Annotated in this window: 27 protein-coding genes; 15 read left to right on the top strand and 12 right to left on the bottom strand. The window is 42.2% G+C overall.

The window, feature by feature from the left end; all coding sequences use genetic code 11:
• Positions 1–572: 572 nt before the first annotated feature.
• The 3 genes from rpsI to zapE form a co-directional block, all read right to left on the bottom strand.
• The gene (gene rpsI / locus D0907_RS02530; RefSeq protein ID WP_095209788.1) at positions 573–965 is read right to left on the bottom strand and encodes a 30S ribosomal protein S9; all 393 of its coding nucleotides are present in this window, start codon (positions 963–965) and stop codon (positions 573–575) included.
• Positions 966–973: 8 nt separating this feature from the next.
• Positions 974–1,402 carry a 50S ribosomal protein L13 gene (rplM, locus tag D0907_RS02525; protein ID WP_036971273.1) on the bottom strand — a complete coding sequence of 143 codons (429 nt, stop codon included), beginning with the start codon at positions 1,400–1,402 and terminating at the stop codon, positions 974–976.
• 378 nt (positions 1,403–1,780) lie between these two features.
• The gene (gene zapE, locus D0907_RS02520) at positions 1,781–2,869 is read right to left on the bottom strand and encodes a cell division protein ZapE (protein WP_036971276.1); all 1,089 of its coding nucleotides are present in this window, start codon (positions 2,867–2,869) and stop codon (positions 1,781–1,783) included.
• A gap of 177 nt (positions 2,870–3,046) precedes the next feature.
• Here zapE and D0907_RS02515 point away from each other — a divergent pair, with 177 nt between their 5' ends.
• From D0907_RS02515 to D0907_RS02505, 3 genes are all read left to right on the top strand, one after another.
• On the top strand, positions 3,047–3,490 hold the full coding sequence (locus D0907_RS02515; protein ID WP_036971279.1) for a Z-ring associated ZapG family protein: 444 nt from the start codon (positions 3,047–3,049) through the stop codon (positions 3,488–3,490).
• Between the two features lie 123 nt (positions 3,491–3,613).
• Positions 3,614–4,966, top strand: coding sequence for a Do family serine endopeptidase (locus D0907_RS02510; RefSeq protein WP_036971282.1), 1,353 nt, complete (start codon positions 3,614–3,616; stop codon positions 4,964–4,966).
• 98 nt (positions 4,967–5,064) lie between these two features.
• The gene (locus tag D0907_RS02505; protein WP_036971284.1) at positions 5,065–6,147 is read left to right on the top strand and encodes a trypsin-like peptidase domain-containing protein; all 1,083 of its coding nucleotides are present in this window, start codon (positions 5,065–5,067) and stop codon (positions 6,145–6,147) included.
• Positions 6,148–6,201: 54 nt separating this feature from the next.
• Here D0907_RS02505 and murA read toward each other — a convergent pair whose 3' ends face one another.
• The 7 genes from murA to D0907_RS02470 are packed head-to-tail and all read right to left on the bottom strand — an operon-like array spanning position 6,202 to position 10,858.
• Positions 6,202–7,461, bottom strand: a complete 1,260-nt coding sequence (gene murA, locus D0907_RS02500) for a UDP-N-acetylglucosamine 1-carboxyvinyltransferase (protein ID WP_036971287.1) — start codon at positions 7,459–7,461, stop codon at positions 6,202–6,204.
• Between the two features lie 15 nt (positions 7,462–7,476).
• A complete protein-coding gene (locus tag D0907_RS02495) occupies positions 7,477–7,734 on the bottom strand; it encodes a BolA family protein (RefSeq protein WP_065978178.1) in 258 nt (85 codons plus the stop codon).
• 5 nt (positions 7,735–7,739) lie between these two features.
• Positions 7,740–8,033: an STAS domain-containing protein gene (locus D0907_RS02490; protein ID WP_036971292.1), complete on the bottom strand. Its 294-nt coding sequence runs from the start codon at positions 8,031–8,033 to the stop codon at positions 7,740–7,742.
• Positions 8,026–8,703 (bottom strand): MlaC/ttg2D family ABC transporter substrate-binding protein, encoded by a 678-nt coding sequence (locus tag D0907_RS02485; RefSeq protein WP_036971294.1) that lies wholly within the window; start codon positions 8,701–8,703, stop codon positions 8,026–8,028. Before D0907_RS02485 ends, D0907_RS02490 begins: the two co-directional genes overlap by 8 nt.
• 2 nt (positions 8,704–8,705) lie before the next feature.
• Entirely contained in the window at positions 8,706–9,254 is a 549-nt protein-coding gene (mlaD, locus tag D0907_RS02480; protein WP_036971296.1) for an outer membrane lipid asymmetry maintenance protein MlaD, read from the bottom strand.
• Between the two features lie 13 nt (positions 9,255–9,267).
• On the bottom strand, positions 9,268–10,047 hold the full coding sequence (gene mlaE, locus D0907_RS02475) for a lipid asymmetry maintenance ABC transporter permease subunit MlaE (protein WP_065978179.1): 780 nt from the start codon (positions 10,045–10,047) through the stop codon (positions 9,268–9,270).
• Positions 10,040–10,858 carry an ATP-binding cassette domain-containing protein gene (locus tag D0907_RS02470; RefSeq protein ID WP_074989679.1) on the bottom strand — a complete coding sequence of 273 codons (819 nt, stop codon included), beginning with the start codon at positions 10,856–10,858 and terminating at the stop codon, positions 10,040–10,042. The genes mlaE and D0907_RS02470 overlap by 8 nt, the downstream gene beginning before the upstream one ends.
• A gap of 248 nt (positions 10,859–11,106) precedes the next feature.
• Between D0907_RS02470 and D0907_RS02465 the strand changes: the two genes are divergently transcribed.
• The 12 genes from D0907_RS02465 to mgtE all read left to right on the top strand — a co-directional run bounded on the left by D0907_RS02465 (position 11,107) and on the right by mgtE (position 20,474).
• Positions 11,107–12,075 (top strand): calcium/sodium antiporter, encoded by a 969-nt coding sequence (locus tag D0907_RS02465; protein ID WP_036971303.1) that lies wholly within the window; start codon positions 11,107–11,109, stop codon positions 12,073–12,075.
• Positions 12,076–12,078: 3 nt separating this feature from the next.
• Positions 12,079–13,050, top strand: coding sequence for a KpsF/GutQ family sugar-phosphate isomerase (locus D0907_RS02460; RefSeq protein ID WP_118843974.1), 972 nt, complete (start codon positions 12,079–12,081; stop codon positions 13,048–13,050).
• A 2-nt stretch (positions 13,051–13,052) separates the two neighbouring features.
• Entirely contained in the window at positions 13,053–13,604 is a 552-nt protein-coding gene (gene kdsC, locus D0907_RS02455; RefSeq protein WP_036971309.1) for a 3-deoxy-manno-octulosonate-8-phosphatase KdsC, read from the top strand.
• On the top strand, positions 13,601–14,155 hold the full coding sequence (gene lptC, locus D0907_RS02450; RefSeq protein ID WP_036971312.1) for an LPS export ABC transporter periplasmic protein LptC: 555 nt from the start codon (positions 13,601–13,603) through the stop codon (positions 14,153–14,155). The genes kdsC and lptC overlap by 4 nt, the downstream gene beginning before the upstream one ends.
• Positions 14,145–14,666 carry a lipopolysaccharide transport periplasmic protein LptA gene (lptA, locus tag D0907_RS02445; RefSeq protein WP_036971315.1) on the top strand — a complete coding sequence of 174 codons (522 nt, stop codon included), beginning with the start codon at positions 14,145–14,147 and terminating at the stop codon, positions 14,664–14,666. Before lptC ends, lptA begins: the two co-directional genes overlap by 11 nt.
• Entirely contained in the window at positions 14,663–15,388 is a 726-nt protein-coding gene (gene lptB / locus D0907_RS02440) for an LPS export ABC transporter ATP-binding protein (protein WP_036971319.1), read from the top strand. Before lptA ends, lptB begins: the two co-directional genes overlap by 4 nt.
• Before the next feature lie 114 nt (positions 15,389–15,502).
• Entirely contained in the window at positions 15,503–16,999 is a 1,497-nt protein-coding gene (locus tag D0907_RS02435; protein WP_036971323.1) for an RNA polymerase factor sigma-54, read from the top strand.
• 26 nt (positions 17,000–17,025) lie between these two features.
• Positions 17,026–17,313 (top strand): ribosome hibernation promoting factor, encoded by a 288-nt coding sequence (gene hpf / locus D0907_RS02430; RefSeq protein ID WP_036971325.1) that lies wholly within the window; start codon positions 17,026–17,028, stop codon positions 17,311–17,313.
• A gap of 3 nt (positions 17,314–17,316) precedes the next feature.
• Positions 17,317–17,769 (top strand): PTS IIA-like nitrogen regulatory protein PtsN, encoded by a 453-nt coding sequence (gene ptsN / locus D0907_RS02425; protein WP_036971327.1) that lies wholly within the window; start codon positions 17,317–17,319, stop codon positions 17,767–17,769.
• On the top strand, positions 17,770–18,618 hold the full coding sequence (rapZ, locus tag D0907_RS02420; RefSeq protein ID WP_036971328.1) for an RNase adapter RapZ: 849 nt from the start codon (positions 17,770–17,772) through the stop codon (positions 18,616–18,618).
• A 9-nt stretch (positions 18,619–18,627) separates the two neighbouring features.
• Complete coding sequence (locus D0907_RS02415) at positions 18,628–18,900, top strand: HPr family phosphocarrier protein (protein WP_036971331.1); 273 nt, start codon at positions 18,628–18,630, stop codon at positions 18,898–18,900.
• Positions 18,901–19,115: 215 nt separating this feature from the next.
• A complete protein-coding gene (mgtE, locus tag D0907_RS02410; RefSeq protein WP_036971332.1) occupies positions 19,116–20,474 on the top strand; it encodes a magnesium transporter in 1,359 nt (452 codons plus the stop codon).
• 40 nt (positions 20,475–20,514) lie between these two features.
• Here the strand turns inward: mgtE and D0907_RS02405 are convergent, their stop codons facing one another.
• Together D0907_RS02405 and D0907_RS02400 are read right to left on the bottom strand one after the other, a co-directional pair.
• Positions 20,515–22,692, bottom strand: coding sequence for a YgiQ family radical SAM protein (locus tag D0907_RS02405; RefSeq protein ID WP_065978184.1), 2,178 nt, complete (start codon positions 22,690–22,692; stop codon positions 20,515–20,517).
• A gap of 121 nt (positions 22,693–22,813) precedes the next feature.
• Positions 22,814–25,009 carry a bifunctional diguanylate cyclase/phosphodiesterase gene (locus tag D0907_RS02400; protein WP_118843973.1) on the bottom strand — a complete coding sequence of 732 codons (2,196 nt, stop codon included), beginning with the start codon at positions 25,007–25,009 and terminating at the stop codon, positions 22,814–22,816.
• Between the last annotated feature and the right edge of the window lie 55 nt (positions 25,010–25,064).

The following is a 25,064-nucleotide window of genomic DNA, read 5'->3' as shown; positions in this document are numbered from 1 at the left end:
AGAAATCTGCATTAGCTGTTGTTGAACTCACTCACATTACTTGCCCCCCAATTGTAGCAAAAAAATTCATCAATTAACTGATGGATTTGAGCTTATTTTGCGAAATCGTGAAGTTTTTTTAATGTAATACGAAGGAATTGCCAAGACCGGTTAAATATCGAACGAAAAAAATGGACCATACGCAGGTTACAACTTTCTCTGTTTGATCCCTATTCACATCAGTAATCGTAAATTTAGTGGTTAGTGGTTAGTGGTTAGTGGTTAGTGGTTAGTGGTTAGTGGTTAGTGGTTAGAACAAAATAAATTACTTTAACCTCAAACACGCTTTTTATGTGTGTGATCTAACGTCTAATTTCTAACGTCTAATTTCTAACTTCTAACTTCTAACTTCTAACTTCTAACTTCTAACTTCTAACTTCTAACTTCTAACTTCTAACTTCTAACTTCTAACTTCTAACTTCTAACTTCTAATTTCTAACTTCTAATTTCTAACGTCTAATTCCTAGAAGAAATAGCTGAAAACAAAAAACCCAGCCGAAGCTGGGTTTTTGAAATTCTGATAAACGTAAATATTAACGTTTTGAGAATTGTGGACGCTTACGAGCTTTCTTAAGACCCACTTTCTTACGTTCAACTTTACGCGCATCACGAGTAACGAAGCCTGCTTTACGAAGTGTAGGACGTAATGACTCGTCAAACTCCATAAGTGCACGAGTGATACCGTGACGGATAGCACCAGCTTGACCAGTAGTACCACCACCTGAAACAGTGATGTGTAAGTCAAACTTTTCAGTCATTTCAACGTGCTCTAATGCTTGACGAACAACCATGCGAGCAGTTTCACGACCGAAGTACTCTTCTAGAGAGCGCTTGTTAATTACGATGTTACCAGTGCCTGGGCGTAAGAATACGCGAGCACTTGAACTTTTACGACGACCTGTACCGTAGTATTGATTTGCCATGATAGTGCTCCTTAAATGTCTAGAACCTGAGGCTGTTGTGCAGCATGGTTGTGCTCAGTACCCGCGTAAACTTTAAGTTTACGGTACATAGCGCGGCCTAAAGGACCACGTGGCAACATGCCTTTAACAGCTTTTTCGATGATCATTTCAGGCTTTGCAGCTTGAAGCTTGTCGAAAGTAGTAGACTTAAGACCACCTGGGAAACCAGTATGTGAGTGGTACATTTTGTCTTTTGCTTTATTACCAGTAACAGTAACTTTCTCTGCGTTGATAACGATGATGTAATCACCAGTATCTACGTGAGGAGTGTACTCAGCTTTATGCTTACCGCGTAGGCGACGAGCGATTTCAGTAGCGATGCGACCTAAAGTTTTACCTTCAGCGTCAACTACGTACCAGTCACGTTTTACTGTTTCTGGCTTAGCAACAAACGTTTTCATTTATTAAAATCCAATGTTTTTTAATTTAAAACCACAGGTAATTATTTTTAATTACCGCTCTAAGTTGAATGCTTTAACCCCTTCGAGTTTAAGACTTTGCGCCATCAATTAGAGGCTAAACTAATATCTGGCAATAGAACGCAACGTGGCAGACGCGGGAGTATACCAGCACTTAAACCACATTGCTAGATGATGGTTGTTTTTTATTCTAAGAAATCAGAAATCAGAAATCAGAAATCAGAAATCAGAAATCAGAAATCAGAAATAATATTTACGCACTTAATGTGAGCGATGGCTTTTTTATCAACTTATTTATAAAGAAAGCGTCATCTCAAGTGGCTAATTTCTGAAAACTCACAAAAAACAACTCAACAATGACTATGCTAAATGCTCTCGCGCTAAATATTCGAGCGACTGCATTTCTTGTAATCGGCTAATACAGCGCTTAAATTCAAAGTTTAAGTTACCTTCACTGTAAAGTTCAGTGATCGGTTTTTCTGCAGAAATAATAAGCGTCACATTGCGCTCGTAAAACTCATCAACCAATGCAATAAAACGACGTGCGGCATCGTCATTTGCTTGTCCTAATGCTTTTACATTCGAGAGTATGACGGTGTTGTATAAACGGCTGATCTCCATATAGTCGACCTGACTACGGGCTGTTTCACACAACTCGCTAAAATCAAACATCACGATACAATCAGACACTTTACGGGTTTTTATCATGCGCCCTTCTATTTCAATAGCGGTATCTAAAATGCCGGGCTCAGGTGAAAGCTTATCAAAGTATTCAAATAAGTTTGCGTCTGCTTGCGCATCGAGCGGACTATGAAAAATTTCGGCCTGCTCTAAGGTCCGTAAACGGTAATCAACCCCTGAATCAACATTTACTATTTCAGTATTTGCTTTTACTAATTCAATTGCTGGTAAGAATCGCGCACGCTGCAAGCCATTTCTATATAGCTCATCCGGAACAATATTCGACGTTGCCACAAGCACAATACCGCGCTCGAACAAGGCTTCCATCAGGCCGCCTAGCAACATTGCATCCGTGATATCTTGTACAAAAAACTCATCGAAACAAATAATATCTGTCTCCGACTTAAAGATATCAGCAACGACGTTCAGTGGATTACTGGTGTTTTTTAACTTTTTAAGCTCATCATGTACACGGTGCATAAACCGGTGAAAGTGCACACGCATTTTACGCTCAGTAGGCAGTGCTTCGTAAAATGTATCAACCAAATAGGTCTTACCTCTACCAACACCGCCCCAAAAATAAAGCCCTTTTATAGCTGGCGTGCTATCTTTAGAAAAGAGCTTGGCAAACCATCCCTTGGCGGCTGGCTTGTCAGCAGTTAAGTCATCATAGAGTCTTTGCAAATGACGAACCGCATTTTCTTGCGCTGCATCATGTACGAAGTCTTCACGTTGTAAATCTTGTTGGTATTTCTGCCAAGGAGTCATAGGTCGTTACAATAAAACACAGTTAAATTTGCACAGTATATTAACACGCATCGTATCTCAGGGTATATTAGCCCGCAGTATGATTTCACAATCAAATTAAGCATATTTTAATAAAGATTGGACTATAAATGCTTTTAAGGCATAAGTTTTAGTTATTTTTCCCAAAGGGGTGGATTTATGGGCACAATTACCTGGGTAGGTATTTTAATCATCGTTGCAATCGCAGCATTCTTTATTGGTGCATTTGTAACCAAAAAGCAATTTAAACAAGACGAGCTAGAGCATCAAGTAGAACAAGCCAACAATGCACTTGAACAATATCGTCAAGACGTTGCCGATCACCTTGCCAGCACTGGCAAACTGGTTTCAAAAATGAAAGACAACTACGATCAATTGCTCAATCATGTTGAAGAAACAAATAAGTTACTCCTAACAGATAAAAAGCAGCACCCTAATGAGCCGTTTTTTTCAAAAGAAACCACGGAGCAATTACAACATTCATTACAAGACCGCCAAAGCGATCGCTCAAACGCAGAAGCGCAGCCAGCCGACTATGTAGTAGGTGAAACAGGTCTATTTGCTGGTTCAAATAAAGTTTCAGAACATTCTAAAGCCTCTTGATGAACTTTTTTTTGACCCCATAGTCTTTAGATATAACAGCTTTATATCTAAACGAAGAAAAGGGCTGCTTGTGCAGCCCTTTTTAGTTTTTGCTTTATCTCTGAAGTGGAGTAAACCCAGACTATGAAAATGAAATTATCTGTTATTAGTGCTGCTATTTTATCTACTAGCTTATTGTTAACCCCTGGTATTTCAATGGCCAAACTTCCGGTGGCTGTCAATGGTCAACAACTGCCAACGCTCGCACCAATGCTTGAACAGATCACCCCAGGCGTCGTGAGTATTCAAGTATCAGGGTCTAAAGAAGTCCGCCGTAGAGCAACCCCTTTCGATGACTTTTTTGGTGTGCCGCGTGGGGGCAGTCAAAAGCGTCAATTTAGTGGTCTTGGTTCTGGTGTGATTATCGATGCCGATGAAGGTTATGTAGTGACCAATAATCACGTTGTTGAAGATGCCGAAAAAATGGTGGTCACGCTTGAAGATGGCCGTGAGTATGAAGCAACAAAAATTGGCAGTGACAAAGAGTCTGATATTGCCTTGTTACAAATCGATGCTGAGGATTTAACCGCTTTAAAAATTGCAGATTCAGATAAGCTTCGCGTCGGTGATTTTGCTGTCGCGATTGGTAACCCGTTTGGTTTAAGCCACACTGTAACCTCTGGGATCGTAAGTGCCCTTGGCCGCAGTGGTCTAAATATAGAGGGCTATGAAGATTTCATCCAAACCGATGCTGCGATTAATCAAGGTAACTCGGGAGGCGCGCTTGTTAATCTAAACGGCGAGTTAATCGGTATTAACACCGCAATTTTAGGTGCCTCTGGCGGTAACGTGGGAATTGGCTTTGCCATTCCATCAACAATGATGAAAAACCTTGTTGATCAAATTATTGAACACGGTGAGGTACGCCGTGGCTCACTCGGTATTTCAGGCCGTCCGTTGGATGCAGGGCTTGCAAAAGCGCAAAAGCTTGATGTTAAGCAAGGTGCCTATGTCATGCAGGTAATGGATGACACCGCAGCGAGTAAAGCGGGCATAAAAGCTGGAGATGTTATTATTAGTGTTGATGGTACTGAGATCAGTGGCTTCCACGAACTACGCAGTAAAATTGCGACCCTAGGTGAAGGCAAAAAAGTGAAGCTCGGTATCTATCGTGATGGCAAAGTGAAAATAGTAAATGTCACACTTGATGGCGCCGCGACTTCTGTTTCAGCAGGTGAAGAAACACACCCTGCATTCCAAGGCGCAACGCTTGAAAACACGCAAAAGAGCGATGGGAAAGGTGTTGAAGTTGCCTCAGTAGAAGCACGTTCACCTGCCGCACGTGTGGGCTTAGAAGAAGGTGATGTGATCATGCAAGTGAACCGCCAACGTGTTGAGAATATTCGTGACATGAATAAAATTATCGAAAACACGCAAGGTAACATCGTACTCGGTGTGAAACGCGGCAGAGAGCTTGTTTTTGTTCTGATCCAGTAAACTTAATTGATAAATCATGAAAAAATAACAGCGGTGCTTGCCGCTGTTATTTTTTTTGTGCCATCATTAGGGGATTGCTCACTGATAATAAGAATATTGTGCTAAAACTATTTAAATTTATTCTTCCGCCACTTTTTACCGGATTAGGGATTGCTTTTTTGGTGGTGTTATTTAGCCCCAGTTTACGCAGCGCACTTTTTCCTAATGTAAACTTACCAGCCGCGATGTCGTCTGAGCATATGAGCTTTTCTAGCGCTGTGCAAAGAGCCGCTCCTTCGGTGGTGACCATCTTTTCTGAGAGCATTTCAAACCAACCGCGATACAAACGTCAAAATACGATTCAAGAGTTAGGATCTGGCGTGATCATGTCGCAAGATGGCTACATATTAACCAATTACCATGTGATCAATAATGCGGACCAAATTATTGTGATCTTAACCGATGGCCGTCGCTTTTACGACGTTCAACTAATTGGTTTTGATACCATAACTGATTTAGCCCTCCTAAAAATAAATTCTGATCATTTACCTGTGATCCCTGTTAACGATAACTTCAAGCCCCGAGTAGGCGATGTTGTGCTCGCAATTGGTAACCCACTCAATTTAGGTCAAACAATTACCCAAGGGATTATTAGCGCAACCGGCAAACAAAAGATCACCGACAGCCCCTACAATAACCTATTACAAATGGATGCGGCCATAAATGTGGGGAACTCAGGGGGAGCATTAGTTAACTCACGAGGCGACCTTGTGGGTATCACATCTGCGCAATTTAAAACCCGTGAAAACTTAGATATTCAAGGTATCTTCTTTGCTGTGCCCTACTCTCTTGCAAAAGATATTATGGAAAAGCTAATTAAACATGGCCGTGTCGTCCGTGGTTATCTAGGCTTTACTGGAACCGCTGTGGACAGCACCGGAAAAGATGTAAGCGACAGCTACACTCCAGTAACGGGTATGCGTATAAATAACCTAGATCCCCTTGGTCCTGCATGGCAAGCGGGTATAAAAGAGCAAGATATTGTCATTAAAATTGCCGGATTATCGGTTGCAAACCCACAGCAAGTGCTTGAGAAAATAGGCAATACAGAGCCGGGTAAAGAAATTGAATTTGAGCTGTACCGTGATGGCAAGATTCTAAAAATAATGGTCACCGTCGCAGAACTCGAAACCAAGTTATAGCAATAAAAAAGGCCTATATAATATAGGCCTTTTTTTAAACAAGCAGTGCTGTTCTTAACTCGAACGACGCTTAATATTAGCACCCAATGCACTGAGCTTATCTTCTATGCGTTGATAACCACGGTCAACGTGATAGATTCTATCAACGATTGTTTCACCTTGTGCCACAATCCCCGTCAGTATAAGACTGGCTGACGCACGTAAATCCGTTGCCATCACTTGTGCACCCGATAACCTTTCGGTATCACCACAAATCGCCGTGTTGCCCTCTAAGCGGATATTGGCTCCCATACGCTGTAACTCAGGGACATGCATAAAACGATTTTCAAATATCGTTTCGGTAATTGTTGCACTGCCCTTCGCCACAACATTAAGCGCGGTAAATTGTGCTTGCATGTCTGTTGGGAAGCCAGGATGTGGCATGGTCTTAATATTCACCGCTTTTAATTCACGGCCACGCATATCTAAGTAAATACTGTTATCGGTTACTTCTACGAATGCATTTGTCGCACGCAGTTTCTCAATAACAGGGTCAAGGCTATGGTGATCGGTGTTTTTACAAAGCACTTCACCACCGGCCATCGCAGCAGCAACCAAAAAAGTGCCCGTTTCGATACGGTCAGGTAAAATACTGTACTCGCAGCCTGACAGTGATTCGACACCTTCAACTTCAATTCGGCTCGTACCGGCTCCGGTTATCTTTGCCCCCATGGCAATTAAACAGTTAGCAAGATCCGTGATTTCAGGCTCACGTGCTGCATTCTCAAGCACCGTTTTGCCATCAGCCAGTGTCGCTGCCATCAATAAATTTTCTGTGGCCCCTACACTTACCATTTCCATGAAAATTTCAGCGCCTTTCAAACGACCGTCTACTTTGGCGTTAATGTAGCCGTTTTCTACTTTGATAACCGCCCCCATACGCTCAAGGCCTTGGATATGGATATCAACAGGACGTGCACCTATCGCACAGCCGCCAGGCAGCGATACTTGTGCTTCACCAAAACGTGCCACAAGCGGGCCAAGTGCAAGCACTGATGCACGCATTTGCTTTACTAACTCATACGGAGCGAGTGTTTTATTAACGGTTGCACCGTCGATAACCAGCGTATCTTGTTGCCATTCAACATTAGCACCTAAGGTCTTTAATAAAGCCTCTGTGGTACCAATATCGCGTAAACGAGGCACATTGCTAAAAGTACTTTTACCCTGCCCTAAAAGCGCAGCAAAAAGAATTGGAAGAGCGGCATTTTTAGCGCCAGAGATAGTAACTTCACCTGCCAGTGAGGTACCACCTTGAATAACGAATTGATCCATAAGTGGAGCCTACGACTATTGAGGTAAAATGAATTTTTGTTCGCGTTTCCATTCAGTGGGTGTGAATGCTTTAATTGACACCGCATGAATTGTACCGTCTGAGATAGTTGACATTAACGGGGCATACACCAATTGCTGTTTTTTAACGCGAGTTAAACCGTCAAAACACTCACCCACTGCAATCACTTCATAGTGGCTACCATTTGCTTTAACAATGACTTCATCTAATTTTAGTTCGTCGCGTAATAACGTTTCGACTTGGCTTGTTTCCATAAATCTCACTCAAATAAGTTTGTGACCTGTCCCAACTGCATTAATTTTTGCAATTGCTCAGGTGTATTTTGCAGTTCAAGGCGAATACCTTGCTGCTTTAATTCTGCGAAAGAGTGAATTAACCAAGCTAAGCCCGCTGTGTCAACCCTCGATACATCAGAAAGGTCAAAATACCATGTTTTATGCTTAGATTCTGGCTTAGCGTTAAGAAGGCGTTCATGGCCGATTGAATTTCGAGTCAGTTCACCACTGACTCGAAACTGGTTATCTTCAAGCTGAGTAATCGATATTTTACTCATCACCACCTTCGCCTCTAAACTGAACAGGTAGCTGGCTCTTTTGCTCAAGTAAGTCACTCACATACTCAATACCTTGCTGGCGAAGGATACCTTGCATTTCGCTTTGCTTAGCATCAAGTAAACTGATGCCTTCAGCAATCATATCGTATGCACGCCAATTTCCATCTCTGTCTTCGCGTACTTTAAAATCGATTTTAATATCAGGTTTACCTGGTTCAACAATCTTCGTTTTTACAACGACAACATCTTGGCCTTTAAACGGCTGCGCAGGTGCAAACTCGACACTTTGATTGGTGTACTGAGTAAACACACCGGCGTATGTGGCAATCAAATATTTTTGAAATACATCGATAAAGCGCTGAAGCTCTTTAATCGCTTTGGCTTTTTCTTCTTTATCTTCAATCGCACGCACTTTTGAGACATGATTACCCAATACACGCAATGCCGCGTATTTGTAATCAATGTAGGGCATTAACTCTTCTTCAACAATGGTACGAAGATACTCTTTGTCTTTCTCTATTAGTGGTTGATCGTTGGTGATTCTTGCAAAAGTGTTATCAGACACTTTACGCACCATTTTATAAGGGTCTTTTAAATCAACCGCGGGTTCAGCGGCCTGTGTATTAAACGCAAATACCACAGCCAAACAGATTAAAAATTTCTTAAACATAATTATTCACCACCCTGGTTGAATAAGAACTGACCAATCAACTCTTCTAATACTAACGCTGATTTTGTATCGGTAATAAAGTCACCATCGGCGAGCGCTCTACTTTCAACACCGAACAAATCATCCAATCCTGCATCTTGCTCATCCACAGTCACATCTTCACCCATACAACGTTGTTCAGCAGATTGCGGTGCAATAACAGGATTAATCCCCAAATACTGCTCACCTAAAATCCCTGATGTTAAGATAGAGATAGACGTTGTGTCTGAAAACTTACATAAATAATTGGCGTCAATGGCCATATTAACCACTGGCACAAACTCTTTTGGGTGAATTGAAATAGACTCAACGCGTCCAATCACCACGCCCCCGACTTTAATTGGGGCACGGGCTTTTAAAGAGCCAATATTTTCAAACTTTGCATTCAGTTGGTAAGTTTCACCGTTACCACTAATGCCAGCGTTAGCCACTTTAAATGCTAATAAAGCAAACGCAGCAATACCAAGGGCTACAAAAAAGCCAACTAAAATTTCTAATTTCCGTGAATTCATCTTTATACCCTAATTAGCTGGTAAACATTACCGCTGTTAAAATAAAGTCAAAACCTAAAACTGCCAGTGACGAGTGCACAACGGTTTCTGTTGTCGCTTTGCTGATCCCCTCAGAAGTAGGAATACAGTCATAGCCTTTGTAAAGCGCAATCCACGTCACAATCATGGCAAAAACAAAACTTTTAATCATGCCATTTACAATGTCTTCTTGAAATGACACTTGTGATTGCATAATCGACCAGAAACTACCTGAGTCAACACCTAGCCAATCAACCCCTACTAAATGCGCCCCAATAATAGCGACGGCAGAAAAAATAAGAGCCAACAATGGCATGCTTATAAAACCCGCCCAAAAACGCGGTGCAATAATGCGTTTCAGTGGGTCTATCGCCATCATTTCTAAGCTTGATAATTGTTCTGTGGCTTTCATTAAACCAATTTCAGCGGTCAGCGCACTGCCTGCTCGACCTGCAAATAACAAAGCGGTGACAACAGGCCCTAACTCACGAAGCAAACTCAGCGCCACTAAGGGACCTAAACTGTCTTCGGCGCCATAGCCAACTAATACGGTGAAGCCCTGCAGCGCGAGCACCATACCGATAAATAAGCCAGATACCATGATAATGAGTAATGACTGTGACCCCACCATATACAATTGGCGGATCAGTAATGGCGTGCCTTTTTTAACGTTTGGCACACTCACCAAAGCGCCAAACAGCATTTGCGTAGAGCGACCAAGCGCAGCAAAACGCCCTAGCGTTTTGTGACCTAACCTCTGTAATAGATCAAGCATGGTGTACCCCTAACAACTCTTCTTCATACGCAGGAGCAGGATAATGAAATGGGACAGGACCATCCGACAACCCTTTTAAGAACTGCTGAACGAGCTCTGATTGATGATTTAGCATTTGCTCAGGCGAGCCTTCACCAATCACGCCTTGATCAGCAATAATAATGACATGATCAGCAATACTGAGTACCTCTGTCACATCGTGCGTCACAATTAATGAAGATAAACCTAACACTTGGTTTAATGACTTTATTAATTTAACCAACACCCCCATTGAAATTGGGTCTTGGCCAGCGAATGGCTCATCATACATGATAAGTTCGGGGTCAAGCGCAATAGAGCGCGCTAACGCCGCACGGCGTGCCATTCCTCCAGATAACTCTGAAGGCATTAAGTCTTGCGCACCACGCAAACCAACCGCTTGTAATTTCATGAGCACGACAAGGCGAATAAGATCTTCACTAAGTTGAGTATGTTCACGCAAAGGAAAAGCGATATTGTCAAATACAGACATATCGGTAAATAAAGCGCCGCTTTGAAACAGCATACTCATTTTGGTTCGGGCAGCGTACAGCTCCTTGCGCGACATGCTTGGAATACTGTTGCCCTCAAATAAAATGTCACCAGAATCAGGCTTAAGTTGACCGCCAATTAAACGCAACATGGTGGTTTTACCAATGCCGCTGGGTCCCATGATAGCGGTTATTTTGCCTTTCGGAATGTTAAAACTCATATTTTTATATATGATTCTATCGCCCCGTGAAAAGGTTACATCCTTGATTTCTACTATTGATTGCGACAAGTCGCTCTCCATAACTTTTTTCACTAGTTCTGCCATTTTAAGGGTTTTTTAGTCAAGATGGAAAAAACAAATCGTAAAATTTTGTAATATTTACTATCAAATGAATCTAAGACTAATAACGTATGGCTTAACCCCCGCTTAAATTAAGATTGTAACAACACCGCCCTTAATCATTGCCAGCTCATTCTTTTACTTATACTTTCAGGTTCGGTTTTGTTACTATTTGCAGTCATCTGTTTAAGTAATATTGGCGTATCACAATGGTGACTTCTTTTGTCATTTTAATTATTGGTTTTGCAGCACTCGTTTGGAGTGCCGATCGTTTTGTTTATGGGGCAGCCGCGCTGGCAAAAAATATGGGGATCCCCACCCTAATTATCGGTTTAACGGTTGTGGCTATGGGGTCATCAGCACCTGAAATGATGGTGTCGGCATCTGCAGCACTTGCAAACAAAACAGATACCGCTGTCGGAAACGCTATTGGCTCTAATATTACCAACATTCTGCTTGTACTGGGCGTCACGGCCCTATTACGTCCTCTGTCTGTTTCTTCAATGACGCTAAAACGCGAAATGCCACTTGTGTTAATCGTATCGATTGGCGCGTGGTATGTATTTTCAGACAACTATTTTTCATTCGCCGAAGGGATTGCTTTAATACTTGCTTTTGCCGTATTTATTGCCGGATTAGTGATCATTTCATTGCGAGCAAAAAATCAAGATGACCCTTTTGTTAGTGAAGCCTGTGAAGATGTGCCCGATAATGTCAGCACGCGTTCGGCAGTATTATGGCTTGTGGTCGGCATGATTTTGCTACCAATTAGCTCACACTTTCTAGTGGGTTCGGCGGTTGATATTGCCAAATATTTTGGTCTTTCTGATCTGGTTATTGGTTTAACAATTATTGCTATTGGTACCAGTTTACCTGAGCTTGCTGCCTGTATTGCAGGTGTCTTAAAAAATGAAGACGATTTAGCACTGGGCAACATTGTTGGCTCAAATATTTTTAATTTGCTGGCTGTACTGCCACTGGCAGGTATTATTAATCCATCGGTTATCGACCCATCAGCCGCTAACCGCGATGCACTTATTATGATAGCGGCCACCATTGTGTTAATTGCCATGTCATTGAACTTAAAAGGTGCACGTCGTATCAATAGAATTGAAGGTGGCTTTTTGTTAGTCGCATTTATTGCATATCAAGGCTATATTTTCAGCCAAATAGGATAATCAATGACGCAACATAGCTTTATCGCGCAAGGCAAGCGCGTACTCGAAATTGAAGCGCAAGCATTAAAAGAAATTGATCAATACATTGACCAGCATTTCAATAATGCCTGTCAATTAATGTTCCAATGTACTGGGCGAATTATCGTTATTGGCATGGGCAAGTCAGGCCACGTAGGTAATAAAATTGCTGCCACACTCGCCAGCACAGGAACACCTGCATTTTTTGTTCACCCAGGTGAAGCAAGCCACGGTGACCTTGGTATGATTACCCGTGATGACGTGGTTATGTGCATTTCAAATTCAGGGGAAACGAGCGAAGTTGTCAGTATTATTCCTGTCATTAAGCGCATTGGCGCAAAAATGATTTCGCTAACAGGCAACCCAGACTCAACAATGGCCACGCTTTCTGACGTACATGTGTGTATTAAAGTAAGCAAAGAAGCGTGCCCACTGGGCCTTGCGCCAACAGCCAGCACAACGGCAACGCTAGTCATGGGCGATGCAATGGCTGTAGCACTGCTTGAGGCAAGAGGCTTTACAGCAGACGATTTTGCACTTTCTCACCCGGGCGGAAGCTTAGGAAAACGTTTATTGCTTTCTCTTAGTGATGTTATGCACGCCGGTGAGGCCACTCCCATTGTTAATGAATCGCAAAGTATCAAAGATGCATTAATTGAAATGTCGGCAAAAGGCCTCGGTATGACTGCAATTGTTGGTGATGACAACACACTATCGGGACTTTTTACTGATGGTGATTTACGACGTATTTTAGAGCAACGGGTTGATATTCACAGCACCGCAATTAGCCAAGTAATGACTCGCTCATGCACAACTGCACACGCTGATATGCTGGCCGCAGAAGCGCTTAATATTATGGAACGTAAACGTATTAATGGTTTGATTGTAATCGACAAAAGCAACACCCCCATTGGCGCGCTTAACATGCAAGACCTTTTAAAAGCAGGAGTACTTTAAGCATGACATTTGCTGAGCTTTACCAACCAGTAAGCACAGACGTGAGTCAACGTGCTCAAAAAATAAAACTGCTTATTTGTGATATTGATGGTGTTTTTTCAGATGGCCGTATTTATTTGGGCAATCAAGGCGAAGAGCTTAAAGCTTTCAATACAAAAGATGGATTCGGCATTAAAGCCCTTATCAATAGTGGTTTTCAGGTGGCCGTAATCACGGGACGCCATTCACAAATAGTTCAGCAGCGAATGACTAGCCTTACGGTACAACATATTTATCAGGGCCAAGAGAATAAGCTCATTGCTTATCAAGAGTTAAAAGATAAACTTAGCTTAACAGATGAGCAAATTGCCTATATTGGTGACGATGGTCCAGACTTACCGGTTATGGAAAAAGTCGGATTTGCCGTTGCTGTTAATGATGCTCATCCATTAATCAAAAAACTGGCTCATTACACCACCCTGTTACCTGGTGGCTTTGGAGCTGTGCGTGAACTAACTGATTTATTAATGCTAGAAAATGGCAAACCGCTAACTAGCGATGGAACGAGCGCATGAATATAGCCCGTATTTTACTAAGTATTGTTTTTGTTTGTAGCATGGTTTGGTTATGGTATCCGTACTTTAATCAACCGACAAACACAGTGCTCAGTGAAGACGAGATTATCGCTACACCTGATTACACCGCAATCGCATTAAAGCAAACAGCCTATGATGATCAAGGTAAAATCAGTCATAAAGTGGCCGCAGCTAAAATGGAGCTGTATCAACAGCTCGGGTTTACCTTTTTTGAGCAACCCATTTTCACCATTTACGGTGATCAGCAAGTTTGGCAAGTAAAAGCCAAAGAAGCCACGTTATATGAAAACGATCAGCTTGTATTCGAAGGGGATGTGGTTGCTAAAAACCTTACCCATAATGGCATGATCGAAGATATTAAAGCTGAGAACATTAACATCGACATTGACAAAATGACCATGTTTTCTAAGCAACCTGTCACGCTGACAGGACCGAATTTAAAAATTACCGGTAAAGGTTTAAAAGCCGATTTAAAAGCCGAAATTGTTGAGTTAACTAACCATACACGAACCATATACTATGACCAATAAACTTAAGAAATTACTCCTGATCCCAAGCTTATTGATTGCGTTTTCTGGCGCAGCTGCTGAGCAGGCTGGCACACCAATCAGCATTAGCTCTGATCGCCAAGAAGGTCAGCTAAAAAATGGCATTGGTATCTTCGAAGATAATGTCGAGATCATACATGGTAACCGTCGTATTACAGCGGATCGACTCGAAGCACATGCAGGTGAAGTTGAAGGCACGGTTGAATTAATTATTGCCACAGGAAAGCCCGCTTACTTTGAAGAAAAACAAGCTGACGGCACTATTATGAGCGCCAGTGCTGAAGAAGTTCGATACGATGTTGCTAAACGCTTATTAACACTCGTTGGCAATGCACAAGTGACTCAAGCAGGCCAAAAAGTCAGTGCCAAGAGCATTACATACGATATGGAACAGCAACTGATAAGTGCCGAGAAAGATGAAAACTCGACCGATCGTGTACACACTATTTTAGTGCCTGTTGATAACAAAAAGAACGATGAAGGCCAGCCATGAGCACACTAAAAGCAGAGCTATTAGCTAAAAGCTATAAGGGTCGCCAAGTTGTAAAAAATGTAGGCCTTGAGGTAGAAGCTGGCAGCATTGTCGGTTTACTTGGGCCAAATGGCGCAGGTAAAACAACCACCTTTTACATGATTGTGGGATTAGTGCCCAGTGACAAAGGTAAAATAAGCATTGATGATAACGACATCACCTTATTGCCAATGCACAGCCGCGCTCGCTTAGGTATTGGCTATTTGCCACAAGAATCATCGATTTTTAGAAAACTGACTGTTTATCAAAACTTAATGGCCATTTTAGAGACCCGTAAAGATCTCAATAAACAAGGCCGCGAAGAAACACTTAACAGCTTACTTGATGAATTTAGCATTCAACACATTCGTGACAGCCAAGGTATGGCATTGTCAGGGGGTGAACGCCGTCGTGTTGAAATAGCACGCGCACTGGCCGCTGACCCTAAATTTATTTTGCTCGATGAGCCTTTTGCTGGTGTTGATCCTATTTCAGTGTTAGATATAAAGAAAATTATTGAGCACTTAAAAAATCGTGGTATTGGTGTATTAATTACTGACCACAATGTGAGAGAAACCCTTGATGTTTGTGAAAAAGCCTACATTGTTTCTCATGGGGAGCTAATTGCATCAGGTACACCTGAACATGTGTTAGCCGACCAAACTGTACGCGATGTGTATCTAGGCGAGCAATTCAGGCTTTAAATACGCCACCGACTAGAGCATCTGCTAGACTTATAACAATGACAATAAATCAAATAAATAGTTAACGGCATCGTGCTATTGTTTGATAAGACTAAAAAGGATTGTTAGGGATACATGAGGCAATCATTACAGCTGCGCATGGGCCAGCAACTTACAATGACTCCACAACTGCAACAGGCTATCCGTTTGTTGCAGCTCAGTACATTGGATCTCCAGCAAGAAATTCAAGAAGCGTTAGACTCTAACCCTTTGCTTGAAGTTGAAGAAGCAGATTATGCAGAAGAGAGTATTGGCAAGAACGAGCAGAAAGCCGAATCTGACGATACCCAACTAAGCGCGTCGGCTGACGAAGCTGCAAGCGAGTACGAGCAAGAAAGCAGTGATGCCCTCAACAAAGACACCGTAAGTGACGACTTAGCAATGGATGTTACGTGGGATGAGTACATGAGTGCTGCCCCATCAAGTTCCTCAGGTCCAATGCCTGAAGATGAATCAATTTACCAAGGCGCATCAACCGAAACTCTCCACGAATACCTAATGTGGCAGTTACAACTGACTCCATTCAGCCCAACAGACGAAGCGATTGCCGTTGCGATTGTTGAGGCAATTGATGATTCGGGTATTTTAACCGTAAGCTGCGAAGACATTGTTGAAAGCTTCAATCAAAATAACGATGAAGAAGAAATCGAACTTGATGAAGTCGAAGCTGTCTTAAAAAGAATCCAATTATTCGATCCTGTCGGTATTGGCGCCCGTAGTTTACAAGAATGTTTGTGTATTCAATTACGCCAATTCGATGCTGACACCCCCTATTTAGCTGAAACTAAAATGGTGTTATCAGAACATATTGAATTATTAGCGAGTCGTGACTATCGCACTTTGATGAAAAAGACTAAGCTTAAAGAAAGTGAGCTGAAAGAAGTCATGACATTGATCCACAGCTTAAATCCAAAGCCTGCGGATACCATTGTTAGAGAAGAGTCTGAATACGTGATACCCGATGTATCCGTAAAAAAAATAAAAGGCCGTTGGGTAGTTGAACTAAACCCAGACTGCATGCCGAAAATCAGAGTGAATAGCCACTATGCGGCGATGTCACGTTCTGTAAAATCAAGCAGTGATAGCCAATTTATTCGCTCTCATTTACAAGAAGCAAAATGGTTTATTAAAAGCTTAGAAAGCCGTAATGACACGTTATTAAAAGTGACTAACTGTATTGTTCAACAACAACAGGCTTTCTTTGAACATGGTCCTGAGGCCATGAAACCCATGGTATTAAATGATGTCGCAGAAATGGTCGAAATGCATGAATCAACAATTTCGCGAGTAACAACACAAAAATACATGCATACCCCGCGGGGAATTTTTGAGTTGAAATATTTCTTCTCCAGCCATGTAAGCACTGAAAATGGGGGTGAGTGTTCATCTACGGCAATTCGCGCTTTAATCAAAAAGCTAATCGCCGCAGAAAACACAGCTAAACCATTGAGTGATAGCAAAATTGCAGATATATTGGCTGAGCAAGGAATTAAAGTAGCTAGACGGACAATAGCAAAATATCGAGAGTCTCTAGCAATACCTCCGTCGAATCAGCGTAAGAGTCTGATTTAGACGTTTTACATAGAAGGAAAATGCTTATGCAACTAAATTTAACTGGTCGTCATGTAGAAATCACAGATTCATTAAGAGACTATGTAAACACCAAGTTTGCGAAACTAGAAAGGCATTTTGACCACATTAATAATGTTCATGTCATTCTAGATGTAGAAAAACTAAGCCAAAAAGCAGAAGCAACTTTACATGTAAACGGAGGCGAGTTATTTGCCTCTACTGAACACCAAGATATGTATGCAGCCATCGACTCGTTAATCGATAAACTTGATCGTCAAGTAATTAAACACAAAGAGAAATTAGCTCGACACTAAATTATGAAACTTAGTTCACTTACTAACCAGGACTGCAGCAAAGCTGCGGTCCTTTTTAATAGCAAAAAAAGAATTCTCGAATTTATCAGCGAACTGGCTCATGAGCAGCTCCCTCATTTATCTCAGCAAGATATACTCAATGCCCTATTGAACAGAGAAAAATTGGGCAGCACGGGTATTGGCCGAGGTATTGCGATTCCACATGGTCGTATGAGCGGTGCAGATCAGCCACACGCATTTGTAATTGTGAGTGAGTCACCTATAAATTTTGATGCAATTGATAATCGTCCAGTGGATATTTTTGTCGCACTCATCGTACCAGATGGTGACTGTCAACTTCATCTAAAGACCTTATCAACAATTGCTGATAGACTTAAAGACAAAGAATTTTGTAAACAGCTACGCAGTGCTAAAACAGATAGTGATCTGTTTAAAGTCATTGCATCAGAGGCATAAATGGAATTAATTATTATCAGCGGTCGCTCTGGTTCAGGTAAATCGGTCGCTTTACGAGTACTTGAAGACTTAGGCTATTACTGCGTTGATAATATTCCTGTAAACCTACTTCCTTCGTTAGTACGCAGTGTGTCAGATAATTACGACAAAATTGCTGTAAGTATCGATGTGCGTAACCTGCCGAAAGAACAGCAAGAATTTAACGATATTCTTGAGTATTTACCGGGCTTTGCAAAACCCACGTTGTTTTATTTAGATAGTGATGATCAAACACTAATCAAACGGTTCTCTGAAACTCGCCGCTTACACCCATTATCGATTGACTCGCTGCCGCTTGATTTAGCGATTAAACAAGAAAAAGTATTACTGGATGTTTTGATCACCCGTGCCGATTTTATGATTGATACGACCGATCTCAGCGTGCATCAGCTTGCCGAATCTATTCGCGAAAAAATACTGGGTAAAAAAGACAAAAAGCTCATTATTACTTTTATGTCGTTTGGCTTTAAGCACGGCATTCCAAAAGAAGCTGATTACGTATTTGATGCTCGCTTTTTACCGAATCCACACTGGGAACCGGATCTAAAACCACTGACAGGCTTAGACCAACCAGTAAAAGATTACCTTGCTAGTCACAGCATAGTGCAAAAGTTTACATGGCAAATTCAAACCTTTGTACAAACATGGCTCCCTCACTTAGAGCGAAATAATCGCAGTTATTTAACCATTGCGATTGGCTGCACAGGTGGACAACATCGCTCGGTTTACTTAGCGCAAACCATTGGTGAGAGCTTTTCGAAAAGTCACGCAAACGTGAAAATACGCCACCGCGAGCAAGATACCCAATAGGCAACGACGATGCATGCTGAAGACACTTTTTTAATCCAAAATAAGCTTGGTTTACATGCACGAGCAGCCACGGTTTTGGCACAACTTGCACTGCAATTCGATGCTAAAATAACGCTTTACCAAGACGATAAAGAAGCCGAAGGCGATAGTGTATTAGCCTTAATGTTACTCGAAAGCAGCCAAGGCAAAGAAGTCCGTGTGGTGTGTGAAGGCCCCGATGCTGACGCAGCACTCAATGCAATAGGCGAATTAATTGCACAACGCTTTCATGAACAAGAATAGCATTTGCTAAGCCTTGACTGTTTACGTTAAACTTGCATTGGGTATTTAAAATTCCTGTTAAATATCCTACTTTTATATCGCTCGCTTCTCTAAAATACATTTTTCTTAGTAAATTTATCTCAGTGCGGCGATATCCCTGCAAATACTAAATTTAGCAACTATGCTGTATTTGCTGAGTCAGATTTTAAGCTATTTTTTCAGTTGTAAGGACGCCAATGCCAGAAGCCTTTGAACAAGATTACCCGCTACAACAACTAAAACAGGTGACCAAGTCACTCAATAGTGGTCAATTTGTTCAAGTGCGCGGCATGTTAGCAAAAACAGCACCGTGTGATACCGCACTCCTTTTAGAATCATCCCCGCATAAAATTCGCCGTATGCTTTGGCAGCTGGTAGACCCTGATGTGCGTGGTGACGTATTAGAAGAGCTCTCAGAAGATGTACGTTTAGGCATTATTGCCCAAATGGAACCTGAGCACATTGCTGCCGCAACCGAAGACATGGACGACGATGATTTAGGTGAGGTTCTTCGTAGCCTACCTGATACAGTCTACCAAGACGTTGTCGGCGCCATGGACTCGCAAGACAGAGAAAGAGCCACCCAAGCCCTGTCCTATCAAGAGCGCTCAGCTGGTGCCTTGATGAACAGCGATACGGTAACTATTCGCCCAGACGTCACACTAGATGTTGTTTTACGCTACCTGCGTTTACGCGGCGATTTACCTGAAGGCACCGATGATTTATACGTCGTTGATAAACATAATTGCTTTTTAGGGGCATTATCTTTAACGACGTTGTTGACCAATCCCTCAGATAAAGTGGTTCGCGACCTAATGGATGAAGACTGTGAATCTATCTTAATATCGATGGATGAAAGCGACGTGGCACAATTATTCGAACGCCATAACTGGATTTCAGCCCCCGTTGTAGATGATAACGCGCACTTACTAGGGCGTATTACCATCGATGATATCGTTGACGTTATCCGTGAAGATGCCGAACATAGCTTATTAAGCTTAGCGGGTCTTGATGATGAAGAAGATACTTTTGCTCCCGTATTGAAAAGCTCACAGCGCCGCTCTATTTGGCTAGGAGTCAACTTATTAACTGCTTTACTCGCTGCAATAGTCGCTAGTTTTTTCGAGAATACATTAGCTATCTTACCTATTCTTGCTGTACTAAATGGTATTGTTCCCTCAATGGGAGGCGTAGCAGGCAGCCAAACGCTTACACTTGTTATTCGTGGTATTGCTGTTGGCCATATAAACCAAACTAACCAACGCTTTTTATTACTCAAAGAGCTCGCTATCGGCGCGCTAAACGGGGTAATTTGGTCTATTTTAATTGCGGGTGTTGTCGCGCTGTGGCAGTGGGACTTTAAACTCGGTGCGGTGCTTGCCTTTGCTATGTTCATGAACTTAGTGGCAGCCGGTATTGCAGGGGCCAGTATTCCGCTTATTTTAAAGAGAATGAAAATTGACCCTGCATTAGCAGGCAGCGTAGTGCTTACGACGGTGACAGATATAGTGGGTATTTTTGCCTTTTTAGGCACTGCGACTTGGTTACTTATTTAAACTAAAAACGGCCCTTGTGGGCCGTTTTGCTTTTTATAATCTATGTTGCTCGTTGCTTATTTTTACCAACACGCGGTTTGGTGTTCGCCTTCTTAAATTGGCTAAAACCTGTGTGGCGGGTTAGTGCAGCTCGGCCTGTGCGCCCTTTCCCTTTAGCAGCCTTTTCATTGCGCCCTTCCTCAGGAACTAAACAATGAGGGCCTTTACCAATGAGATTCGCTTTACCCATTTTTTTAAGAGCTTCACGGATCATCGGCCAACCAGCCGGATCATGGTAACGCAAAATTGCCTTATGCAGACGACGCTGACGTGCCCCTTTTGGAACAGGTACTTGCTCCGTGTTATTTTTAATATTACGCAACGAGTTCATCTCGGTATGATAAATTGTCGTCGCATTCGCCATGGGTGAAGGATAAAAGTTCTGAACTTGATCAAGCTTAAAGTCATTCGATTTTAACCACAGCGCCATATTCACCATGTCTTCATCTTTGGTGCCTGGGTGAGCTGAGATGAAATACGGGATCAAATACTGCTTTTTACCTGCCTCTTTCGAGTATTTATCAAACAACTCTTTAAACTTGTCGTAAGCGCCCATACCTGGCTTCATCATTTTCGATAACGGGCCATCTTCGGTGTGTTCCGGTGCGATTTTCAAGTAACCACCAACATGGTGAGTGACCAGCTCTTTAACATAGCGAGGGTCTTCAACGGCTAAATCGTAACGCACACCCGATGCAATTAAGATCTTTTTAATCCCTTTTACATCACGTGCTTTTTTGTATAACTCAATCGTCGGCGTGTGGTCGGTGTCCATATGTTTACAAATATCAGGGTAAACACACGATAAACGACGGCATGTACTTTCTGCTTTTTTACTCTTACAACGTAATTTATACATGTTCGCTGTTGGGCCGCCTAAGTCAGAGATAACCCCTGTAAACCCTGGCACCTTGTCACGAATTTGTTCAATTTCGTCAATGATAGATTGCTCCGAGCGACTTTGGATAATACGTCCTTCATGTTCAGTAATCGAACAAAATGAACACCCACCAAAACAGCCTCGCATGATATTCACGGACGTTTTGATCATCTCGTAAGCAGGAATTTTTTCATCACCATAACTTGGATGTGGAATACGTTGATATGGCAAACCAAAAACGCCATCCATCTCTTCTGTTTCAAGCGGAAAAGCCGGCGGATTAACCCAAATAGAACGATCGCCATGGCGCTGAAATAATGCACGTGCACATCCGGGATTTGTTTCTTGGTGTAAAATACGTGATGCATGCGCATACAAAGGCTTGTTTACACTTACTTGCTCATAAGCTGGCAACTTAACATAGGTTTTTTCCCAAGGCTTAGGACGCGCAGGCTGAATTGTTATCGGCTTTGCCGCCTCAGCACTTAAATCAATACCGGCTTGTTTAAATTCAGATTTACTGCAGCCAACATCATCCGCACCATACGGATTAGGGATCGGGTCAATTTTGCCAATTTTATCGATGGCTGTTGAATCACTGCCGCGCCACCCTGGTAATGGCTCTTTACGAATAACCGCGGTACCACGAATGTCTTGAATTGAATCGACACTCTCACCGGCTGCAATACGATGAGCAACCTCGACCAATGGACGCTCAGCATTACCGTAGATCAAAATATCAGCTTTGGCGTCGAACAATATGCTTCGGCGCACTTTTTCTTGCCAGTAATCATAATGCGCAATACGGCGTAAACTCGCTTCAATACCACCAATCACTAATGGCACATCTTTATACGCTTCACGACAACGCTGACTATAAACAACAACTGCACGGTCAGGACGCTTTCCCCCAACATTACCAGGTGTGTAAGCATCGTCATGACGCATACGTTTTTCGGCAGTATAACGATTGATCATTGAGTCCATATTGCCCGCAGTCACCCCAAAAAAGAGGTTTGGTTTTCCAAGTGTCATAAAAGCATCTTTAGAATTCCAATCTGGCTGGGCAATAATACCAACGCGAAAACCTTGTGATTCAAGCATGCGCCCGATAACAGCCATTCCAAAGCTTGGGTGGTCTACATAGGCATCACCACTGACAATAATGACATCACAGCTGTCCCAGCCTAGCGCATCCATCTCTGCTCGGGTGGTTGGTAAAAATGGCGCTGTGCCATAGCATTCGGCCCAATACTTAGGGTAAGAAAACAGGCCACGCTCGGCTTTTAATGCGCTCATAAAATGTACTCTGCTACCAAAAAGGGGCGAATTATACCCCACTATTAAGGATTATTATAGAAAACAAAACGCCCTTCAAATGGAAGGGCGCTTTTAAATCGTTGAGTTTTATCAAAGCCAATTAGTGCTTAGCTTGTAAATACGTAATTAACTCTTTCTCTGGCATAGGTTTAGCGTACATAAAGCCTTGCACTTCATCGCAACCAAGTTCACTTAAATAGTCTGCTTGGGCTTGTGTTTCAACTCCTTCAGCAATCGTTTTCAACCCTAATCTTGCGCCTAAAGAAATAATTAACGCCGCAATGGCTTCACAATCTTCACCGGGAAGGTCTTTGATAAATGCCCTGTCTATTTTTAGTCGATCGAGTGGTAAGCGTTGTAAATAACTTAACGATGAAAAGCCTGTGCCAAAGTCATCGATAGCAATTTCGATCCCAAAGTCTTTAAGCTCCTGCAACGTCGTAATAACATTACTAAGTTCGTCCATTACAACGCTCTCGGTTACTTCAAGCTCAATAAACTTTGGTTCAACTTGGTAATTAATTAAGGTGTCTTTTACGCGCTGCGCATAACCTTTCACTTTAAATTGCGGCACCGAGACATTAACTGCAATGCTAATTGCAAAACCGAGTTGCTCCAAACGCTTTTGCTGCATGCATGCTTGCTCTAATACCCATTGACCTATTTCGACAATTAAACCCGCATCTTCAGCCATCGGCACAAATATGGCGGGTGAAATGTACTGGCCATTACCTGAGGGCCATCGCAATAAAGCTTCACATCCTATGATGTCTAATGTTTTCAAATCGAGTTGTGGCTGAAACCACACTTCGAGTTTACGCTGTTCAAAATCTTGGCGAAGCTGTCTGATAATGCCTAACCGCCATGCCATTTGCTCTTCCATGTCAGGCGTATAAGTAATAACAGCCTCCATCGACTGTTTTTTTGCTTGGTTTAATGCAATATAACCGAGCTTTAGGGTTTCGATACCTGATGGCTTGAAATCCCCTTGGCAGCACATACCAATTTTAAAATTGATCGGCAAAATGTGCTCACCCGCATTGAATGGCAAGCTTAAATGCTCACATAACATCTCAATGTCACATTGCTCTTTTGGCAGTAATAAGCCAAATACATCGGCACCAATTCGCGATATCAACTCAGCTTGAGGGTACTCTTGACGTAACCTGTCAACGATAGCAACGAGTATTAAATTGCCAATTTCTTGGCCTAACCCATTGTTAATATCTGAAAACTGCGCAACGTCGATCAGTAAAAAAACATAATCATTTTTACCAGGATGATAAAAACGCTCAACCTTGTTCATAAAATCATTGCGATTAGAAAGGCCGGTTAACGTATCTTTATAAGCCGCATCACGTAAACGGTTAAACAAACGCACATTATCAAGTCCCACACTCACATTGGTGAGAAATATTTCTGCAAATTGTAACTGCGACTCACTCGGGATATGTGCGGTCTCTAAGTATATAGCGGCTTGGCGATTTTTACTTTTTAGTAGGTAAGTGCTATCAATTTCAGTGTGTTGATGTGTGCCCTGCTCTAAACAGTTTTTCACCTGTAAAATGATACGCCCATTGTCTAACTGCTCAACACCTTGGCCAATAAACTCGTTGTATTCGACACAACCACCAAGCACACAGACTTGGTTATCATCGTCTAATGATCCGCATAGCAACCCTTGTGGCTCACACTCTAAAATAAATGAAAGCTGCTTTATTACCGCCATGGTAAACGCTTTGATATCTGTGAAACCTAAAATAGCTTTTGAGGCATAGAGGATGTTATTGAGTGCTCGACTTTGAAACTCCAGCTGACAGACCTGCTCATAAGAACGAATCGCCGTCACGAGCGCAGTAATAAGCTTACTGCGGGTAAGCTCTGTTTTTGTTTTATAGTCGTTTATATCGTATTCACGAATTACTTTTTCTTCTGGTGCGTAACCTGGTTGACCCGTGCGCAAAATAATGCGCACATTATGATTATTGAGGGACTCTCTAACTTGCTTCACAACTTGCAAGCCCGCATCATCAGATTCCATAACTACATCCAGTAATACAACGGAAATTGAATGATTATCTTTAAGCACAGAAAGTGCTTCTGCTCCGGAATACGCATGATGAAAACGCAGACCTTTATCCCAAAACTCAACGCCTGAGAGCGCCAATTTTGTTACTGAATGTATTTCTGGATCATCGTCAACAATTAAGACATCCCAAAACTCTGAGGCTGTTTCGCTCAATAGCGGCTCATCATCTTGGTCACTAAACAAAAAGTCGTTAGATTCTGATGCCATTAATAATTCCTTAGACAAATCAGCGTAAAACAGTAACGATGGCTCAATTCCGGTT

Source organism: Pseudoalteromonas lipolytica (assembly GCF_003515105.1).
GTDB classification, from domain to species: Bacteria; Pseudomonadota; Gammaproteobacteria; order Enterobacterales; family Alteromonadaceae; genus Pseudoalteromonas; species Pseudoalteromonas lipolytica.
This window is presented reverse-complemented; position numbering and strand designations above follow the sequence as displayed.

Coding starts and splice junctions, on each gene's coding strand:
- rplM (WP_036971273.1), bottom strand. CDS start 1,402: ATGAAAACGTTTGTTGCTAAGCCAGAAACAGTAAAACGTGACTGGTAC.
- zapE (WP_036971276.1), bottom strand. CDS start 2,869: ATGACTCCTTGGCAGAAATACCAACAAGATTTACAACGTGAAGACTTC.
- D0907_RS02515 (WP_036971279.1), top strand. CDS start 3,047: ATGGGCACAATTACCTGGGTAGGTATTTTAATCATCGTTGCAATCGCA.
- D0907_RS02510 (WP_036971282.1), top strand. CDS start 3,614: ATGAAAATGAAATTATCTGTTATTAGTGCTGCTATTTTATCTACTAGC.
- murA (WP_036971287.1), bottom strand. CDS start 7,461: ATGGATCAATTCGTTATTCAAGGTGGTACCTCACTGGCAGGTGAAGTT.
- D0907_RS02495 (WP_065978178.1), bottom strand. CDS start 7,734: ATGGAAACAAGCCAAGTCGAAACGTTATTACGCGACGAACTAAAATTA.
- D0907_RS02490 (WP_036971292.1), bottom strand. CDS start 8,033: ATGAGTAAAATATCGATTACTCAGCTTGAAGATAACCAGTTTCGAGTC.
- D0907_RS02485 (WP_036971294.1), bottom strand. CDS start 8,703: ATGTTTAAGAAATTTTTAATCTGTTTGGCTGTGGTATTTGCGTTTAAT.
- mlaD (WP_036971296.1), bottom strand. CDS start 9,254: ATGAATTCACGGAAATTAGAAATTTTAGTTGGCTTTTTTGTAGCCCTT.
- mlaE (WP_065978179.1), bottom strand. CDS start 10,047: ATGCTTGATCTATTACAGAGGTTAGGTCACAAAACGCTAGGGCGTTTT.
- D0907_RS02470 (WP_074989679.1), bottom strand. CDS start 10,858: ATGGAGAGCGACTTGTCGCAATCAATAGTAGAAATCAAGGATGTAACC.
- D0907_RS02465 (WP_036971303.1), top strand. CDS start 11,107: ATGGTGACTTCTTTTGTCATTTTAATTATTGGTTTTGCAGCACTCGTT.
- D0907_RS02460 (WP_118843974.1), top strand. CDS start 12,079: ATGACGCAACATAGCTTTATCGCGCAAGGCAAGCGCGTACTCGAAATT.
- kdsC (WP_036971309.1), top strand. CDS start 13,053: ATGACATTTGCTGAGCTTTACCAACCAGTAAGCACAGACGTGAGTCAA.
- lptC (WP_036971312.1), top strand. CDS start 13,601: ATGAATATAGCCCGTATTTTACTAAGTATTGTTTTTGTTTGTAGCATG.
- lptA (WP_036971315.1), top strand. CDS start 14,145: ATGACCAATAAACTTAAGAAATTACTCCTGATCCCAAGCTTATTGATT.
- lptB (WP_036971319.1), top strand. CDS start 14,663: ATGAGCACACTAAAAGCAGAGCTATTAGCTAAAAGCTATAAGGGTCGC.
- D0907_RS02435 (WP_036971323.1), top strand. CDS start 15,503: ATGAGGCAATCATTACAGCTGCGCATGGGCCAGCAACTTACAATGACT.
- hpf (WP_036971325.1), top strand. CDS start 17,026: ATGCAACTAAATTTAACTGGTCGTCATGTAGAAATCACAGATTCATTA.
- ptsN (WP_036971327.1), top strand. CDS start 17,317: ATGAAACTTAGTTCACTTACTAACCAGGACTGCAGCAAAGCTGCGGTC.
- rapZ (WP_036971328.1), top strand. CDS start 17,770: ATGGAATTAATTATTATCAGCGGTCGCTCTGGTTCAGGTAAATCGGTC.
- D0907_RS02415 (WP_036971331.1), top strand. CDS start 18,628: ATGCATGCTGAAGACACTTTTTTAATCCAAAATAAGCTTGGTTTACAT.
- mgtE (WP_036971332.1), top strand. CDS start 19,116: ATGCCAGAAGCCTTTGAACAAGATTACCCGCTACAACAACTAAAACAG.
- D0907_RS02405 (WP_065978184.1), bottom strand. CDS start 22,692: ATGAGCGCATTAAAAGCCGAGCGTGGCCTGTTTTCTTACCCTAAGTAT.
- D0907_RS02400 (WP_118843973.1), bottom strand. CDS start 25,009: ATGGCATCAGAATCTAACGACTTTTTGTTTAGTGACCAAGATGATGAG.